Origin of the sequence: Paenibacillus glacialis (assembly GCF_001637205.1) — a bacterium.
Classification (GTDB): Bacteria; Bacillota; Bacilli; order Paenibacillales; family Paenibacillaceae; genus Paenibacillus_AQ; species Paenibacillus_AQ glacialis.
The window spans coordinates 1-16945 of the sequence record NZ_LVJH01000031.1 but is presented as its reverse complement, the minus strand read 5'-3'; the positions used below and the strand labels follow the sequence as shown (position 1 = coordinate 16945).

Below are 16945 nucleotides of genomic sequence, written 5' to 3'. Positions count from 1 at the left end.
ATCCAAAAATCGGATTAAGTTTGTGTGTATTATTAACAGTTAACAGCTCAATCCAACTTAAAGTTAGTATTCACTATTCAGTGAGAGAGGGAGTATTTAGAATGCGTATGAAAAGTAGAATTATGCTTTTTATCATGGTGGCTGTGCTAGCCTTTCATTTTAATGTGGTATTAGCATTTGCTGGGGATGCTGTAATCAAAAAATCATTGGTTGAAGCGTTCGATGAAGCGGTAATCGTTCCTTATCCCTATCAAGGGAAAGCGTTTATTAAAGGAGTCAAAAGAGATGTGTATGAAGATCAACAAATCGTAAAACGCAATTCCCGCATCATGGTGCCGATTCGTTTGATGAGTTATTTGGCTTCGGAGATCGAAGGTGGTGGAAGCCAGTGGGAAGCCATTTGGCATGCGCAAAAACCGAAAGAAGTCTTGCTCAAAAATGAGAAGTTACATAAAACAATTCAATTTACGGTAAACAATAAGACGATGCTGGTCAACAATAAACCAAAAGTAATGGATGTTGCGCCGCAACAGGTGAATGGACAGATTGTGTTGCCGCTCCGAAGCGCTGCCGAGGCACTGGGTGCGCATATTGATTGGTTGGATGGACTGATCGTGATGAGTCAGGAACCGATTAATCTGCAACATCCGCAGACAAACGCGATAAAAGAGCGTATTTTGGCTGAATTGAAAGATACACGTAAGCCGATTTCTTATCCTAATAAGTCGATCGATTTGTTGGCTAAATCAGGGAAGAAATTGTACTTCGTCCGCACAGCGTATGGTGAAATGGACACGACGTATACACTATTCCAACGCATGGAAGGGGAAAGCAAGGAGACGCAGATTTCATTGCCAGGCAAGCCGATCTTGTCGAATGCAAAGGTGGTTAACGATCAGCTTATTTTTATATCGTTAGAGAAAGGTGAAGGCACGTTATATGGCTATGATCTGGCAAAGAACCTCATCAGCAAAATAGCCCCTATCGGACCTTGGGATAGCCGAGAAGGATGGCTCGGCGATGTTCGTTACCTCGATAATGAATGGTACGTCATTCTGCATACAGGGGATTTGACCATGGGCGGCGAGTCGATCTATACCGTAGAGAACGGCGTATTAAAAGAATTAGTAAGTGGGAAAAATTTTATTGCGTGTGAGAAATATGAGACATCTTTATACGTAGAGGATTTTAATTTTATGTCAGAAAGTACCCGCAATATTGAGATGATCGACATCAAAACAGGTCAAGCTACGGCGATCGGTCAACCCGATTATACGTATGGCGTCTATCGTGAGATCACAGAAGAAGGTACAAGTTTTAACTATAGCCGCCAGTCGTTATATGTGAAGGGTGATTATCTATATACGATTGGATATAAAGATAGTGATCCGAAGGACACGAGTGCGGTGTATAAAATAAATCTGAACGATCAAAGCCAGACGAAGCTGACGGATGCAACGAAGCAGTTCTGGTTGATCGAAGATAAAATCTATTATATCGATGCCGCTTCAGGTACATTAAAATTGTTAGACCTCGTTCAAGGTGATGTGAAGACGGTTGTAGACCAAAAAGTATTAAACGTTCGTCTGCAGCAAGGGAGTTTCTATTATACGGTGAATGTAAAAGCCAATGCATATGAAGCGGGTGTATTATATGAGTACCAGATTGCATCCGGTCGGAACATAAAACGTTCTAAACATTCTGTTAGCACTTATTACGTTGGAAATTCACGAACGTTTTACACGACGGATGGATACGAACCAGGGTTGTATCGTATTAATTCGGATGGTAGCTCTACACGCCTTGTAACAGGAAACATTCGGGCTGTGATCGTGAAAGAGGATGGTGTAGCGTACACGTTGACGTACGAGAGCGGCATCTATACTGTGAAATAAGTACGTACGTCAGAAAAGCCTTAAAGCCTCAATGACAGTCAAATGTCAGAGAGGCTTTTTTTACTGGAAAATGCTCATTTCTTTGCCCGATTTCAAGGGAGATCGACAGTAAGATATTACTTGCCGACTATACCAGGGTTACTTTGACAAGTAATTGAAGCTATATTTTTAGGAAAAGACATGAATAGATTTAGATTTATCATAAAGTGTGATCGTGCCGCTGTACCTGCAAGGCGTCATGCACTACACCGCATTTGAAACAGGCTTCATCCTTATGCCTTTTGCGCTATGCGCGGGAATTGGCATGCCGATCAGCGGTCGGTTGTTCGACAAGATCGGTGCGCGTCCGCTCGCATTCACCGGTCTTGCTGTCGTATCCATTTCCCTGTTCATCTTGTCCGGCATATCGTTGGATACCTCGCTGTGGGTTATCATCCTGTGCATCTGCATCATGGGTCTCGGCATGGGCTTCTCCATGATGCCGCTCAACACGCATGTCCTGAGTTCTGCGCCTCGCCGTCTGGTGAGCCGCGTTACACCGATGACAGCAGCAGCTCAGCAAGTCGTCGTCTCGTTCGCAGGCCTGACGGGTTATCTGACGTCGCAAATCACTTCCCACGCCGCAAGCGCGGGAGCGAATGCAAATCCGCTGAACGCCGTCGTCGCGGGTTACGGGACACGTTCTTCCTGTCCGCGTGCCTCGTGACCGCGGGTGTCGCACTGTCGCTCCTTCTGCGGAAACCGAAGCAGTAGGAAGGAGACGGAGCCGCCGGCGGGGACAATCCGGATCCGGCGATGATGAAGGGTCACTAATCGCGAATCGGCTCCAGATAACACCAAGAGGATAACCATTAAGAACCACGACTGGATGAAAAATCCGGGGCCGTGGTTCTTTTTTTACCCTGCTGACTGTGCCATGATAGCTATGGGGGCGACGATGAATGTTTAAGGATTTCAAGCTCATTGCAGGACGACCGGTATATATACAAGTCAAAGACTATATGAAGCACTTAATTATAAAGGGCGCGCTGCAAGGCGACCAGAAGCTCCCGTCCACGCGCGAAATGGGTGTGCTACTGCAGGTTAGCCGTAACTCGGTAATAGCTGCTTATGAGGGGCTGGAGGACGATGGGTTTGTCTACGTCGTTAAAGGGCGAGGGAACTACGTGGCCCCTTCTGCACCCGGCACGGTTAAGGGCTCGCCTCGAATCATGGATTGGAAAGCGCATTTGAACGGCCACGCCATGTTAGCCGAAGAGCTGGATATTATGAAGTACGGTATCCGTGCGGAGAAGGGTACGATTTCTTTTACCAGTATTGCGCCTGATGAGGGGCTGTTCGATCTAGACAATGTAAAGCGGGCCTTCATGGACCGGATGGCAGTGGAAGGAAATGTCCTGTTGAACTACGGCTATGCCAAGGGCTACAAGCCGTTGATTGATTATTTGCACCAATATATGGAGCACAAGGGCGTGGATATGAAGGGTAAGGACATCTTGATCACCAATGGCTTTACGGAGGGCTTTAATATCGTACTGTCCGCCCTGAACCGCAAGAGTGGCCATGTCCTGACCGAGAATCCTACACATCATACGGCGATCAAGAATCTTAAGCTGCATGGATTCGGGATCAAGGGTATTCCCATGGAGCGGGATGGCATTCACCTGGGAGAATTGGAGAAGGCGTTAGATGAGGGAGAGTACGATTGTGCCTACTTTGTGCCTTCGTACCATAATCCGACCGGGATTGTTATGTCTCCAGAGAAAAGACAGAGCCTGATGAAGCTGATGGCGGGATACGATATTCCGCTTATCGAGGATGGTTTTAATGAAGAGCTGCGTTATTCGGGGTCGCATGTATCGCCGCTGATTGCAACGGCCGGTGCAGGCAATAGTGTGATTTATCTCGGAAGCTTTTCCAAAGTCTTGTTCCCCGGCCTTCGGGTAGGCTGGGTGCTGGCTGATCAGGAACTGATCTATTACCTGGAGAGTATCAAGCGGGCGCAGACGATTCATACTTCAACCTTGGATCAATCGATTCTCTATCAATATTTGTACAACGGCAATCTGGAGAAATATTTGAAAAAGGCGAGAGCGGAATATAAACGGAAGTATGAGCTGACCCTGGAATGCTGCAAACAGCATGTTCACTACCAAGCATTGACGGGCGACGGCGGACTGCATTTGTTCGTGGCATTTGCGGAGGGCTTTAACACAAGAGAGCTGCTTGAGGCGTGTCGTGCGCAAGGGGTTATTTTTACGGCAGGAGAGATGTTCTATACCGATGGCGGTGGGCAGCATACGATGCGGCTGGGATTCTCCAGAGTGGCGGATGAGGATATCCGCAAGGGGATCGAGGTTATTGGCAAAACAGCGCACAAACTAATGGGATGAAGGAGTGCTGATGATGAAGGTTGGCGTAATTATGGGAGGCATTTCCTCCGAAATTGAGGTGTCGCTGAACACGGGCAGAGAGATGATAAATCATCTGGACCATAATAAATATGAGGTGATTCCAGTTGTATTCAGTAAGCCGGAGGAGCTTGTGGAAAAGGTAATGGGACTTGACGTTGCTCTCTTGGCTCTGCATGGGGCTTACGGCGAGGACGGGACGATACAGGGGACGCTGGAGACACTGGGCATACCGTATACAGGAAGCGGCGTGCTGGCGAGCAGCTTGTGCATGAATAAGGATCTGTCCAAAAAAATCCTCCGTTATGAAGGGGTCAACACGCCGGAATGGCTGTGCTGGGACAGCCTGGAAGACTATTCGCTGGAAGCCGTTGAACGGCTGGGGTATCCGGTGATGGTGAAGCCGAATTCAGGCGGTTCCAGCATCGGGATGGAAAAGGTGAACGATGAGCAGGGGCTGCACAGCGCGGTGCTGAAGGCTTTTTCCAGTGACCCTGAACAGTCGATCCTGATTGAACGGTATACCGTGGGTCAGGAAATCACCTGCTCTATTCTAGATGGGGAACTCCTGCCCGTGTTAGGGATCACTTCTGCATCTTCGGAATGGTTCGATTACAGTGCCAAGTATGAGGAAGGCGGGGCAGATGAGGTGGTGATGACCCTGCCGCCAGAGCTGGACCAGTCAGTACGCAGGGCGGCAATGACCAGTTACAAAGCGTTGAAGTGCAGTGTGTATGCCCGGGTTGATATCCTGTTGTTGGATGGTGAATCTTATGTTCTGGAGGTCAATACGCTGCCTGGGATGACTATAACGAGTCTTCTTCCCAAAAGTGCCGTAGCAGCCGGACTATCGTTCAGCGCATTACTGGACCGGATTATCAGCTACTCCCTGACTGAACGCAGCAAGAACAAGGGGGTGTCGGTTCATGTTGAATGATTGGATTGCCCCACGCGTACGGGACATCCCGCCTTCCGGGATACGTGCTTTCTTCGATCTCAGTGCTGGCAGTGAGGATATCATCTCGCTCGGCGTAGGTGAGCCGGATTTTGTCACTCCGGAACACATCAGGGAAGCATGCATGCAGGCGCTGAGGCAGGGATCAACGAGTTATACGCCGAATGCGGGTTTGCCCGAACTTAGAGAGGAAATTGCCAACTATTTGCAAAATAACTTCAATCTGCGCTACGATCCTGCCAGCGAGGTGCTGGTCACTGTAGGCAGTAGCGAAGCGCTGGACCTGGCGCTGCGGGCGTTCACCGCTCCGGGCGATGAAATTCTTCTTCCTTCTCCCAGTTATATCGCTTACTCGCCGATCGGCTATCTGAACGGGGGTACAGTAGTGGAGGTGGAAGCGAGAGCGGAGGATGGTTTTAAGCTGACTGCTGAGGCTTTGCGACGGGCGGTTACCCCGCGTTCCAAGCTGCTGATGCTGAATTATCCGAACAATCCGACGGGAGCGATCATGACTTCCGAGGACTGGCAACCGATTGCCGACATCGTTAAGGAGAACAATCTGCTGGTTATCTCTGATGAAGTCTATGCCGAGCTGACCTATGACTGGAAGCATGTCAGCATTGCCTCTTTGCCGGGGATGCAGGAGAGAACCATTGTACTCAGCGGCTTTTCCAAAGCATTCGCAATGACCGGCTGGAGAATCGGCTATGCCTGCGGTCACCGCGAGCTGCTGGCGGCGATGCTGAAGATCCATCAATATACTGCCATGTGTGCCCCGGTGCTGGGACAGATTGCTGCAATAGAATCCCTGCGCCATGGTCTTGAGGCTATGAATGAGATGAGAGAAGTGTATCGGCAGCGCCGGGAGTTGCTGGTGAACGGATTTCGGTCAATCGGGATGCCTTGCCATGTACCGGAAGGTGCTTTCTATGCGTTTCCGAGTATCGCTCACACGGGGCTCGACTCCGAGACGTTTGCCTTGCAGTTATTGAAGGAATCAGGTGTTGCTGTCGTGCCCGGCCATGTATTTGGTGCGGGTGGAGAGGGGCATATCCGCTGCGCCTACTCAGTATCCACACAGAGATTATCACAGGCGCTGGAGCGGATGGAGAGCTTCATGAAGGCGAAAATATAATTGTAAGATGTTAAATAGAAGCCACAAATAGTGAATTAAAACACCGATACGGGTATGATGTAGCATCCTCCTCGGGTCTCATTGGCATGGAAATGCAAGTGGCGATGGCCATATTCACAGTCAATCTCAAAAGAATACTGACACTTATGAAGTAAAAGAGACAGAGTAGAACATAAATAAAGACGACTTTTCATTCAGAATGGAATGGAAAGTCGTCTTTTTCAATTTACATACAATATAGCAAATTAATATCAATGATAATGTTTGGTGGAGACTATAGGGAGCGAACAGACGAGCGCTTGCATGCCATGCAAGCGCTCTCCCTTAATGGTTAGTTGCACTGCCCGGGATGCCAAACTTAGGGCTTTATCTGAACGCGATATGGCACGCTAAGTGGACATCGATTTATTTGAACCGCTGGGCTTGCCTTGAAGGCATGATGGTTAGTTCAGCAATACTGACATGTTCAGGCTGCTCCAATGCATAGAGTGCCGCCTCTGCAACATCATCGGGATGTAACGGCAGGACTTTCGAAGCAAACGCGCGAATTTCATCCTCGGAATACCCGGCCACCTGAGCAAATTCCGTTGCCACCGCCCCGGGCTGAATCGTCGTAACGCGAATCCCCTGATCGATTGTCTCCAAACGTAATGCAGACGCTATGGCGTTAACGCCGTATTTGGTAGCGCTGTATGGACCTCCTCCGGCAATCACTTCCTTGCCGGCAATGGAGGAGATGATGATGACATCTCCCTTGCCCTGACCCAGCATCGGCGGAAGCCCGTAGTGCAGCGTCAACATTAGACCGTGTACATTCGTCCTGTACATCTCCTCCCATCTTTCCATATCCACTTCTACCAAAGGACTTCGATACCCGAATCCGGCATTGGCGACTACAATATCAAGACGGCCCCAGCGGTTAATCGTTTCATTGACCACATGCTGTACTTCTTCAGCCTTTTGAATATCAGCAGGTACTGCCATAACCTCGTACAATCCATCTTTATGCAATTCCTGTACCAACTCATCCAATCGATCCCGTCGACGTGCCACTAAAGTCACATAGGCGCCGCGCTTTGCCAGTTTCCTGGCGATCGATGCCCCGATGCCGCTGCTAGCGCCTGTCACCACTTTGCCGATCAGACTCTCCTTGTCATTCCAAGATAGCCCCAAATCATCCAGAGTCATTTCGCACCCTCCCGGATTCCAACCTTATTTTGTTAAAAGCACGCGATGAACGCCCTTGCTGCCTCCAGGTGCCGTTCCTATATATAAATATCCGTTATGGCTTGCAGCCGTAGTTACGCCATACAATTTACCTTCCGGATCATGCCAGCTTCCGATAAGCTCTCCCTGCGGACTGAACTCCGCAGCAAGCCCATGCTTCACCGGTGCGCTTGCGCCGCTAAGCAGCGACTGCGGCACTTTGGCCATGGTACTGGCCAACCAAGGGTTGCTATGCATCTGATCTACAAAAGAAAGGCGAGTCGTGAAGATGCCGACCCAGAAATGACCTTGGTCATCACGCGTAATGTTGTCTGGAAAGCCTGCGAGATTGTCTGCGAAAATATCAGATGTACCCACCTTCGGTCCTTTGAGCCAGTATCTGGTCAACTGATAATGATACGATTCCGCCACAAGGACAAAATCTTCATCCGCAGACAAGGCAACCCCGTTTGCAAAATAGAGGCCTTCTAATAGGACGGTCGTCTTCTTGGTCATTGGATCGTACTTCAGCAAACGTCCATGCGGCTTGTTCTCGGCAATTTCTTTGAAGGTCACGCTGCCATAATTCGAAGTATCGGAGAAATAAATGGAGCCGTCCTTGGCAATATCGAGCTCGTTAGCTAAATAGATCGGCTTGTCGTCCACTTTATCGGCCAATACCTCTATGCTCCCGGATGGGTTTATAGACAGCAGTCCCCTCTTGACATCAGTAACGATCAAATCGCCTTTGGCATCGAATATAAGCCCATTAGGCGTTCCTTTGGTGTCTGCAAACAATTGGGCCTTTTGCGGATTGCCCTCTGCATCGAGAGGAACCTTATAAATTTTCCCGTCCGAATCTCCTGTATATAGCTGGCCTTCTTTATCGAATGTAATGAATTCCGGAAATTGAGGGGCATCAGTAACAAGCTGAGCCGAGCTGAGTTTGTTGTTCTGTTTCCACGGACCCGCTTCCTCAAAAGAGGGAGCCGTCGGTGCGGACCATTTTGCCGGTTTGATCGGTGAAGGCAAAAGCAAGAAAACGAGTAGTCCTAGAACGAGCACCGCGAGCAGCGATAGCCCCCATCTGCATATCCTAGCACGCAGTGAGCGTTTAGGACGATTCACGCTTTCAGTAGATTTAACGGAGCTAACTGGTTTATTGGGCATTAGAGTGCCTCCTATGTCATTTTTGAGAGATTTTAGATTTGGACTACGATTTTACCAAAATATTGCTTTCCTTCAGCCAAGAGCGCGAATGCTTCTCCAATTCGATCTAGGGGGAATACACGATCGATGACGGGATGTAAACCATGATGGGCAATCGCTCGATTCATCTTTTCAAAGTGATCCCGGTTGCCGACTTGACTGCCGCGAACAGTTGCGGCTTTCTGCAAGATGCTGGAGACATCGTATTCCGGAATGGTCAAGCCGGATAAGAACCCGACCATACTCACGGTCCCTCCAGTGCGAAGCGCATTTATGGATTTCCCCATCGTTGCCGCTCCTCCAACATCCAGAACATGGTCTACGCCGCCGCCAGTCAACTCTAACGCTGCCTTATCCCAATCGGGAACTTCCGAATAGTTGATCGTTTGCCATGCGCCAAGAGCTTTTGCTCGTTCCAGCTTGTCGTTGCTGCTCGACGTGATGATGACTCGTGCTCCGGCCATAAGCGAGAATTGAAGCCCGAAGATGGAGACACCGCCTGTTCCTTGCAGCAGCACGGTATCGCCCGCTTGCAATCCACCGTATTCGATTAGCATACTCCACGCGGTTAATGCCGCGATCGGCAGAGTGGAGGCCTCCTCATAAGTGAGGTGATCGGGAATAGGGACGACTCCGTCTTCATGCAGAACGACATACTCGGCTGCAACTCCGTTCAACGGACCACCCAGACTTTCTTCTAATACCCCTGGTCTTGGGTTGCCAAAAATGAAGCGCTGTTGAAAATTACCCGCTACTCGGTGTCCGACCTGAAACCTTGTTACTCCTTGGCCAACAGCTACAATTTCTCCCGCTCCGTCTGATAATGGAATGAAGGGGAATTTGACTTCGATCGGCATTAATCCGCTGAGGACCACTAGATCTCGGTAATTGAGAGAAGCTGCCCTCATGTGGATCAGCACTTCCTTAGGGCCGGGCGTTGGTATATCGAGTTTCGTCAAGGTTAATTCCTCAAAGCCGAAGCCGTTTTTCAGTTGTATAGCTTTCATTTAATTGTCCTCCTTGCAAGATCAGATTGATTACCCGGATTCTTATTATTGCTGCTGTATCCTTCACGCGGACGAATCATACTTCCAACAAGCCGAAGACTTTGCTTTCGTGTAATGAATCGCGATAACTGCGCCCCGAGATAATTCTGCACACCCGGAACAACATACACTTTCCCTTCCTTCAACGCGCGAAGTGCAACCTCTACAACTCTTTCTGGTGTGTCTTTCTTTCCGACGGAGGCTTCTTCCGCTCCTACGACATTAAAGAAACTAGTGTCCGTTGAACCGGGACAAAGTGCGAAGAATTTGATGCCGCGATCGCGGTTTTCAAACCATAACGCTTGAGTAAATGACAGGACGAAAGCTTTCGTTGCCCCATATACCGCCATATAGGGAAGTGGTTGAAATCCGGCGGTTGAAGCAACATTGATAACTGCACCTGAGCTTCTGTGCAACATGTCCGGCAAGAACAAGTGGGTCATATCTACAACAGCAGCGACATTGAGCATCACTTCTTCATGTTGACGCTCACCTGACACTTGTTCAAACAAACCATGTGTAGCAAAGCCTGCGTTGTTGATCAGCATTTCGATATCCACTTTCAAAAGTCGACATTTCTGATACAACTCGCTGGGCGCGCCCTCTTTCGAAAGATCCATAGAGATAACCTCAGCTTTGATGCCATGCATCTTTCTCAGCTCTGATGCCAGGCTCTCAAGCTTGCTCTCCGATCGGGCGACGAGTACCAAATGGCTGCCTTGTTTGGCTAGTTGTCTCGCGAATTGCTCTCCAATACCGGAAGAAGCTCCCGTAACGAGCGCCCATTTTCCTTGAATGTTCATAGAGCTACTCTCCTTTTAGATACTGTGTTATACTATAGAAACAGTGTTACCAAATGACCAAAAATAAATCCTGCATTCCTAACTCCTAAGAAAGTTAAGCATCATCGCAGTTGGTAACAGTGTTACTGTAGAGATTCATTGTAACCCCGCAACTTTAGAATGTCAATATGATTTTTGAACATCCAACGTCTTTTTGACAACTGCCTAACATCTGTATAAAATTTCTGATAAGAGAGCAAGAAACTTTGTTTCCTGACGAAAATATGATAACCGAAGGTGATGATTATGAGCGATCAAGATATCTCCTCCAATGCGAACACACGAAAGTTGAAAACTTACCAAGAAGCTCGCTTGCAAAATATTGAAAATCTCCGCAAGCTCGTTGTTGATGCTGCGGCAACGCTTTTACAAGAAGAGGGCCCGGAAGCCGTTACTGTGCGTAAAGTATCGCAGAAAATGGGTTGCTCGACAAAAATCATTTATAGCTTGTTTGTCAATAAAGAGGGCTTGGCTCAGCAGTTGTATCTGGACGGTTGTAAGCTTCTCGCTAATGAATTCGAGGGGACGCCGCAAGCTGCTGATCCGGGACAGCAAATGCTGAATTTCGGAGAAACCTTTTGGCAATTCGGGCAACGTTACTCCAGCTATTATAAGCTAATGTTCGGAGGAGCTTTTACAGATTTCAAACCGGACGAGGAAAGCATGCATGGCACCGCAACAGCCATGCGGCAATTAATAACCGTGATTAGCAATGCGCAACAGAAAGGACTGATTCCCGAACAGTATGACACAGAATCCGTTATACGTATATTCTGGGCCTCGCTCCACGGCGTTATTCATCTATACATTGGTGGACACTTGGGAGATGTACAATCGGCCCATGCGGTATACAAGCAAACATTGTCTTTGATTGTCAACTCGTTGTTGCCAGATCATAGCACCTAAAGGGGAAGCGATCCGTTCGACAAGTCACATAGCTATTCCTGATAGAGCTGAGTGTCACAACTGAGCCAAGTTCAATTTCTTGAAATGGCATGATTGTGTGTCTTTATGGTATCTCTAGGGGAATCATACTTGCAGGGTAACTGTAGCTTCAAATACCGTGCTCCTCCGTAAACGTCAAATAGCCCCCTAATTTTTGAAAAGATGGGGGGCTATTTGACGTTTACCCAGATTCCATGGCGGTTATCCGATCTTATTAAAGGGGAAAGTTACTGAGTAGATTCGAACCACTTCAATCTGAAACTATAAGCGTTTCCTTTTTAAGGTTAATGTAAGGTTCCAATAAAACTCGTGTAAGGTAAGAGCATTATACTAATCTTTGTACACATTCGAAGATCTACGATCATGATTAGGAACGTATAATTAGGAGGAGCAACATGAATAAACTTAAATATTGGAATACTACACTACCGAAGTGCATCATTGCAGGCAGTCTTGTTATCGCGTTGAGCGCGGGTCCTGTTTTCGGGACAGGAGTAGTGATGGCGGCGAAGCCAACGCTTCAGAACGGTTCGTTGATAGAAGTGGATGCGGCTGTTCATCAGCTTGCGCGCTATCAAGTAAACGCAAGGATTGATGAGAAGAAGATGACGATTCACGGTACAGAAACCGTGACCTATCGAAACAACACGAAGGATACACTGGACGATATTGTATTTCACACCTTTGCAGATGCAAACCGTTCAAAGGAAACACAGTCGAGTTTGTTCGAAAATTCAAATGAACGAATGACAAAGGAGAATCCGGATAAGAAACCTGAGGATTTCCTAGGCGGCATAGATATTAACAATGTGAAGTCGTTAGGTCAGCCCTTGAAGTTCGATAATACGAATCAGGCACTTACGGTTGTATTGGGACAAGCATTGCAGCCCGGGCAATCCATCACACTGGAGCTTGAATTTGACGTGAACATTCCTTATGGCTCGCAGCGGTTGTCCCACTACAAAAATATCATCAACGGCGCTCATTGGTTCCCTGTGCTTTCGGTCTATGACCCTGCAGATCATACGTGGGACAAAACTCCTTACAGTACTACATTTGAATCCGATTATTATGATGCTGCGGATTACCAGGTAAGCATGAATGTACCCGCAGATTACCAAGTTTCCATGCCTGGAACACTGACCGTACAGGATGCCGAAGCAGGACGTAAGATGGTAACGGCCACTGCGAATAATACGAGAGAATTTGTCTTCTTCGCGAGTCCGGATTTCAAAGTAGAAAGTGTTACACGAGATGGTCTGACCATACAATACTATTACTTTGACAATCAGAAAGACAAAAAACAGATTATCGATCAATATATTAATCAAGCGTTTAAAGTCATTAACTTCTTCAGCGAAAAATATGGTAAATATCCTTATCCGGAGTTCAGAATTGTTGAATCGTACGTTGAAGGGCTCGCTGTTGAATTTTCGCGAATGATTCAGATGGGCTTGATCCAGGGTCAGCCAGATATTTCAAACCATTCAGCATTTGTCCATGAAATTGCGCATCAATGGTTCCATGCATTAATTGGAAATAATTCCGAGACGGAATCATTTCTGGATGAAGGATTTGCCGATTTCTCTATGGTTTATTTCTATGAGAAACAAGGAAATCCGTTAAATGGATTCAAAGTGATTCAATTCGATGAAGTATCGTTAGATAGTTCGCTTGATACGACCAATGATAAGGTTGGGGATTCTCCCGACGCCATTTTTTATAAAAAAGGCCGTCAAGCCATCTATGAGTTGTATCGTACCCTTGGCGAAGAGAAGTTTGATGAGTTGATGCAGACATATTTTGACCAGTATGTATACAAAAATGCCACGATCGACGGACTACTGCAAACCATTGAGAACAAAGTGGGCAAAAAGGTCAGGGATGATTGGGAAGCGGATCTGCGCAACCCGAATTATTCTTTGAAGCCTGAATATCGTCTAACAGCCGACGAGGAAGCCGCTTATATGCACGAGCAATTTAAATCAATATACCAATCGGTGTTTGCCCAGTTTACAGAGGTACCGTTTGAAACGATGAGCCGAATTTTCGATAAAACGTTGCAGGGCGAGCCGCTAACGATTATCTTGAGCGACCGTTTGACATCGGACAAAGCAACAAAACAGCAAGATCAGCTGCTCAGCCAGATTAAAGGCTTCTTGCAAATATCGGGGATAAAGCCAACCGTTATAAAGGAACGTCAAGTATTGAAAAACAAGCTTAAGAAAGAGCTAGGAAACAGCAATGTCATTGTTATCGGCAAACCAGATGCAAATGGATTCATACAAGCCTTGAAGTCCGGCATCATCAAACGTGCGGATACCGTCGGTTTTAAATGGCGGGATATCATGAATAAGTCTAATCAATCCGGAGCCTACATTATCAAACATCCGTATAACCAGAATCGTCTAATGCTGCATTATTTTTGGACAGGGGACCAATTGAGTAATCAAACTGCAGATCCATTTATGGCTAAAGCATCGGAATCATTAAGTTTTTCAAGCCATTTCTATCAATATTATGTGATGAATAACATAGGCAAGATCAGCAATGAACAAAAGGTCGAAAATCCGTATGCGAAACTATTTGCGGAATAATAAATCACTGGCAGACTTAGAAAAACCACCAAAAAAACTAATTGGTGGTTTTTCCGATAATGGAGTATATGAATGATCCCTAGGATTCTACAATCGAGTATGTGAAAATGTTTCCGTAGGATAAATATAATTTTGGTGTAAATAATAAGGGAGTAATATAATATTAAAGTTCAAAAAATATATTGTATAATCGAGTATGTTTAAAGAAAAGTGCGCTATGATGAAGCGATATGAACATGCTATGAAGGAGGGAGAAAAATGTCAGCATATACTGAACCAATCAATGTGGCAGCTATCTTTTTTGTTGTTTTAGTATTTGTATTATTTATCCCGTGGCTCATTTATACATATAGGAAATACAATTACCTCCCACTTTCTACCACATTAATCTCATTTTCATTTATCTTCTACTTTCTATCAGCGTTATTTTTAGTATTGTTGCCGTTGCCAGAAATACGCGATACTTGTTCGCTACAAAAACCTGATACACAGCATTATTCACTTATGCCATTTCGATTCGTGGTAAACACCTTTGATAATAGTAGTATCGTTTTATCACAGCCTGGAACGTATAGACTGTTATTTAGCCAACCCTCATTCTATCAAGCGTTTTTCAATTTCTTGCTATTATTACCTTTTGGCGTTTATTTGCGATACTTTTTTCAAAGTAAGAAATATTGGAAGAAAGCTCTGGGAATCACATTCTTATTAACATTATTCTATGAGATAACACAGGTAACTGGTATTTACGGAATTTATAATTGCGCTTATCGCATTTTTGATGTGGATGATTTAATGTTGAATACTACTGGTGGGGTAGTGGGCTTCTTTATCGCTCCAGCTGTGTTAGCGTTATTCCCATCAAAAAAGAAAATTAATGAGAAGGCAGAAAGATTATTAGCTCTTGACCAAGTAAGAGGGATGTCTGTGTTGCTGGCTGTTATTATTGATATATTCATCAGTGACATGGTAGTTAAAGTTGTGTTGAAAATGACAAACGTTAATGAGGTTAGTGAATTTATTGCGAATACAATTGCACTATTTGTAGCATTTTTTATTATTCCATGGATTTGGAACGGATATACAGTCGGTACGAAAATTATGCGCTATCGCTATGATAGTAAAGTAAGTAGAGCTGAAACAAACAAGCGATTATTTAAACGTTTTGGTGCAATTTACGCTATGTACTTCACAACGGTAATAGCAAATACGTTGAATAACGTGGAAGTATCAATGGATTCTCCATTTTATAAGGCATCTATATTCCTAACGCTAGGTGCTGGAATAATCTTTATAATTTTATCGATGGTGTTGTTCATCCATGTTATGTTAGTCGTGTTTGGCAAAGAAAAACGTCGCTTCTACTTTGATGAATCCTCCGATTTATATACAACCAGAAAAAAAATGTAGCAAGAAGGTGTCTCAAAAGTAGATTTTTCTACGAGTGAGACAGCACTTCTTATTTCAAAACGGTAAACGGCCAATAAAACAGCGAGTCTCCGGTTAATGGAAGACTCGCTGTTTTCTCTTTTTGGTCGACGGCGGCCTACTTCAGCAAATTATGGGCAGGCGAAAGCCAACCGACTTTAAGGGTTGGTCCAAGGTATATTGTATGTACAAAGAAATCGCTCCTTTTGAAATGGTTGATTTCTTTTTTGTGACTTTAATATTGAACTGTTACGAGAATTGCCATAGAAATATAGTCTGATCCAGAGTGACCCGATACAGTTATTTATTGACGAAAAAAGAGATTGGAAAGAGGGGAATATGAGAGTTTACCAGAATGTAATAAAGTAGGTCGTGAATATAGATATGGTAAGAGGGATCTGCGAAGGGTGTCGCAGATATTACGTTAGCTGAAAGATACGCAACAATAAAATTATGAAAGGCGGATTCTAATGAAGCCAGGGATTATAGTTCTTCTTAATGGTACTTCAAGTTCTGGAAAGACAAGCATATCTAATGAACTATTAACTCAAATTGATATCCCATTTCAACATTTATCAATTGATAATTTTTGTAATGGGATATTTCATAGTTATACTGATTTCATTAACAGTACATATCCGAGTATTGAAACAAATGGTGCAGAGGATGGACAATTAACAACTCAAATTCTTACAAATCCGTTGATTTCATTATACTACTCGACAATAAAACTATTTTCAGCGATGGGAAACAACGTAGTTGTAGATTCTGTTATAGGTAATGACAAATGGTTCAGTGCTTGTATTGAATTATTATCGGATCACCCTGTCATCTTCGTAGTAGTTAAATGTTCAAAGGAAGAACTTGCTAGAAGAGAACAACTTAGAGGAGACAGGATGGTTGGTTTAGCAAGTGAACAATACGATAACGTGTATTGCTTTAATGAATATGATCTTGAATTCAATACTGAAATAATGAGATCGAGTGAGTGTGCCAATGAGATATTAAACTTTATAAGATCTAATAAAGAATACACTGCTTTTAAGAAGTTGATTAAGGGAAAAGTGTAAGTAAGTAGTTCAAAGAAGGCGTATCCATCAGCTAACACCGTGTTCACGCTTCGGGGGACAAGCCCCCTTGGTCCGGCCGAGGAATTTTCGGGGAAGTAGAAGCAGCCGGACACATCCGCACCGACTAAGCGCATCGCGCCCGGTCACTTCGTGACCTTAAGTCGTGGGACGTCGTGAACACAACAACGTTAGATGAAATACGATGC

At 45.5% G+C, this 16945-nt stretch carries 13 protein-coding genes; 9 read left to right on the top strand and 4 right to left on the bottom strand.

Annotated features, from left to right (window positions below):
- The first annotated feature begins 101 nt into the window (after nucleotides 1–101).
- The 5 genes from PGLA_RS17435 to PGLA_RS17415 all read left to right on the top strand — a co-directional run bounded on the left by PGLA_RS17435 (nucleotide 102) and on the right by PGLA_RS17415 (nucleotide 6396).
- The gene (locus tag PGLA_RS17435; protein WP_068535302.1) at nucleotides 102–1895 is read left to right on the top strand and encodes a stalk domain-containing protein; all 1794 of its coding nucleotides are present in this window, start codon (nucleotides 102–104) and stop codon (nucleotides 1893–1895) included.
- A 208-nt stretch (nucleotides 1896–2103) separates the two neighbouring features.
- Nucleotides 2104–2601 (top strand): MFS transporter, encoded by a 498-nt coding sequence (locus tag PGLA_RS26980; protein WP_245700054.1) that lies wholly within the window; start codon nucleotides 2104–2106, stop codon nucleotides 2599–2601.
- A gap of 235 nt (nucleotides 2602–2836) precedes the next feature.
- Nucleotides 2837–4288 carry an aminotransferase-like domain-containing protein gene (locus tag PGLA_RS17425; protein WP_068535296.1) on the top strand — a complete coding sequence of 484 codons (1452 nt, stop codon included), beginning with the start codon at nucleotides 2837–2839 and terminating at the stop codon, nucleotides 4286–4288.
- A gap of 13 nt (nucleotides 4289–4301) precedes the next feature.
- Nucleotides 4302–5243: a D-alanine--D-alanine ligase gene (locus tag PGLA_RS17420; RefSeq protein ID WP_068535292.1), complete on the top strand. Its 942-nt coding sequence runs from the start codon at nucleotides 4302–4304 to the stop codon at nucleotides 5241–5243.
- The gene (locus PGLA_RS17415; protein WP_068535289.1) at nucleotides 5233–6396 is read left to right on the top strand and encodes a pyridoxal phosphate-dependent aminotransferase; all 1164 of its coding nucleotides are present in this window, start codon (nucleotides 5233–5235) and stop codon (nucleotides 6394–6396) included. The genes PGLA_RS17420 and PGLA_RS17415 overlap by 11 nt, the downstream gene beginning before the upstream one ends.
- 405 nt (nucleotides 6397–6801) lie before the next feature.
- Here the strand turns inward: PGLA_RS17415 and PGLA_RS17410 are convergent, their stop codons facing one another.
- The 4 genes from PGLA_RS17410 to PGLA_RS17395 are packed head-to-tail and all read right to left on the bottom strand — an operon-like array spanning nucleotide 6802 to nucleotide 10660.
- Complete coding sequence (locus tag PGLA_RS17410; protein WP_068535286.1) at nucleotides 6802–7584, bottom strand: SDR family oxidoreductase; 783 nt, start codon at nucleotides 7582–7584, stop codon at nucleotides 6802–6804.
- 24 nt (nucleotides 7585–7608) lie between these two features.
- Nucleotides 7609–8772 (bottom strand): SMP-30/gluconolactonase/LRE family protein, encoded by a 1164-nt coding sequence (locus PGLA_RS17405; RefSeq protein ID WP_084411206.1) that lies wholly within the window; start codon nucleotides 8770–8772, stop codon nucleotides 7609–7611.
- A 32-nt stretch (nucleotides 8773–8804) separates the two neighbouring features.
- Entirely contained in the window at nucleotides 8805–9818 is a 1014-nt protein-coding gene (locus PGLA_RS17400) for a zinc-dependent alcohol dehydrogenase family protein (protein WP_068535283.1), read from the bottom strand.
- A complete protein-coding gene (locus PGLA_RS17395; RefSeq protein ID WP_068535280.1) occupies nucleotides 9815–10660 on the bottom strand; it encodes an SDR family NAD(P)-dependent oxidoreductase in 846 nt (281 codons plus the stop codon). Before PGLA_RS17395 ends, PGLA_RS17400 begins: the two co-directional genes overlap by 4 nt.
- A 285-nt stretch (nucleotides 10661–10945) precedes the next feature.
- Here PGLA_RS17395 and PGLA_RS17390 point away from each other — a divergent pair, with 285 nt between their 5' ends.
- The 4 genes from PGLA_RS17390 to PGLA_RS17375 all read left to right on the top strand — a co-directional run bounded on the left by PGLA_RS17390 (nucleotide 10946) and on the right by PGLA_RS17375 (nucleotide 16739).
- A complete protein-coding gene (locus PGLA_RS17390) occupies nucleotides 10946–11605 on the top strand; it encodes a TetR/AcrR family transcriptional regulator (RefSeq protein ID WP_068535276.1) in 660 nt (219 codons plus the stop codon).
- Nucleotides 11606–12039: 434 nt separating this feature from the next.
- Nucleotides 12040–14241 carry a M1 family metallopeptidase gene (locus PGLA_RS17385; RefSeq protein ID WP_068535273.1) on the top strand — a complete coding sequence of 734 codons (2202 nt, stop codon included), beginning with the start codon at nucleotides 12040–12042 and terminating at the stop codon, nucleotides 14239–14241.
- A gap of 258 nt (nucleotides 14242–14499) precedes the next feature.
- Nucleotides 14500–15651: a VanZ family protein gene (locus PGLA_RS17380; protein WP_068535270.1), complete on the top strand. Its 1152-nt coding sequence runs from the start codon at nucleotides 14500–14502 to the stop codon at nucleotides 15649–15651.
- A 488-nt stretch (nucleotides 15652–16139) separates the two neighbouring features.
- On the top strand, nucleotides 16140–16739 hold the full coding sequence (locus PGLA_RS17375; protein ID WP_068535267.1) for a chloramphenicol phosphotransferase CPT family protein: 600 nt from the start codon (nucleotides 16140–16142) through the stop codon (nucleotides 16737–16739).
- Nucleotides 16740–16945 lie beyond the last annotated feature (206 nt).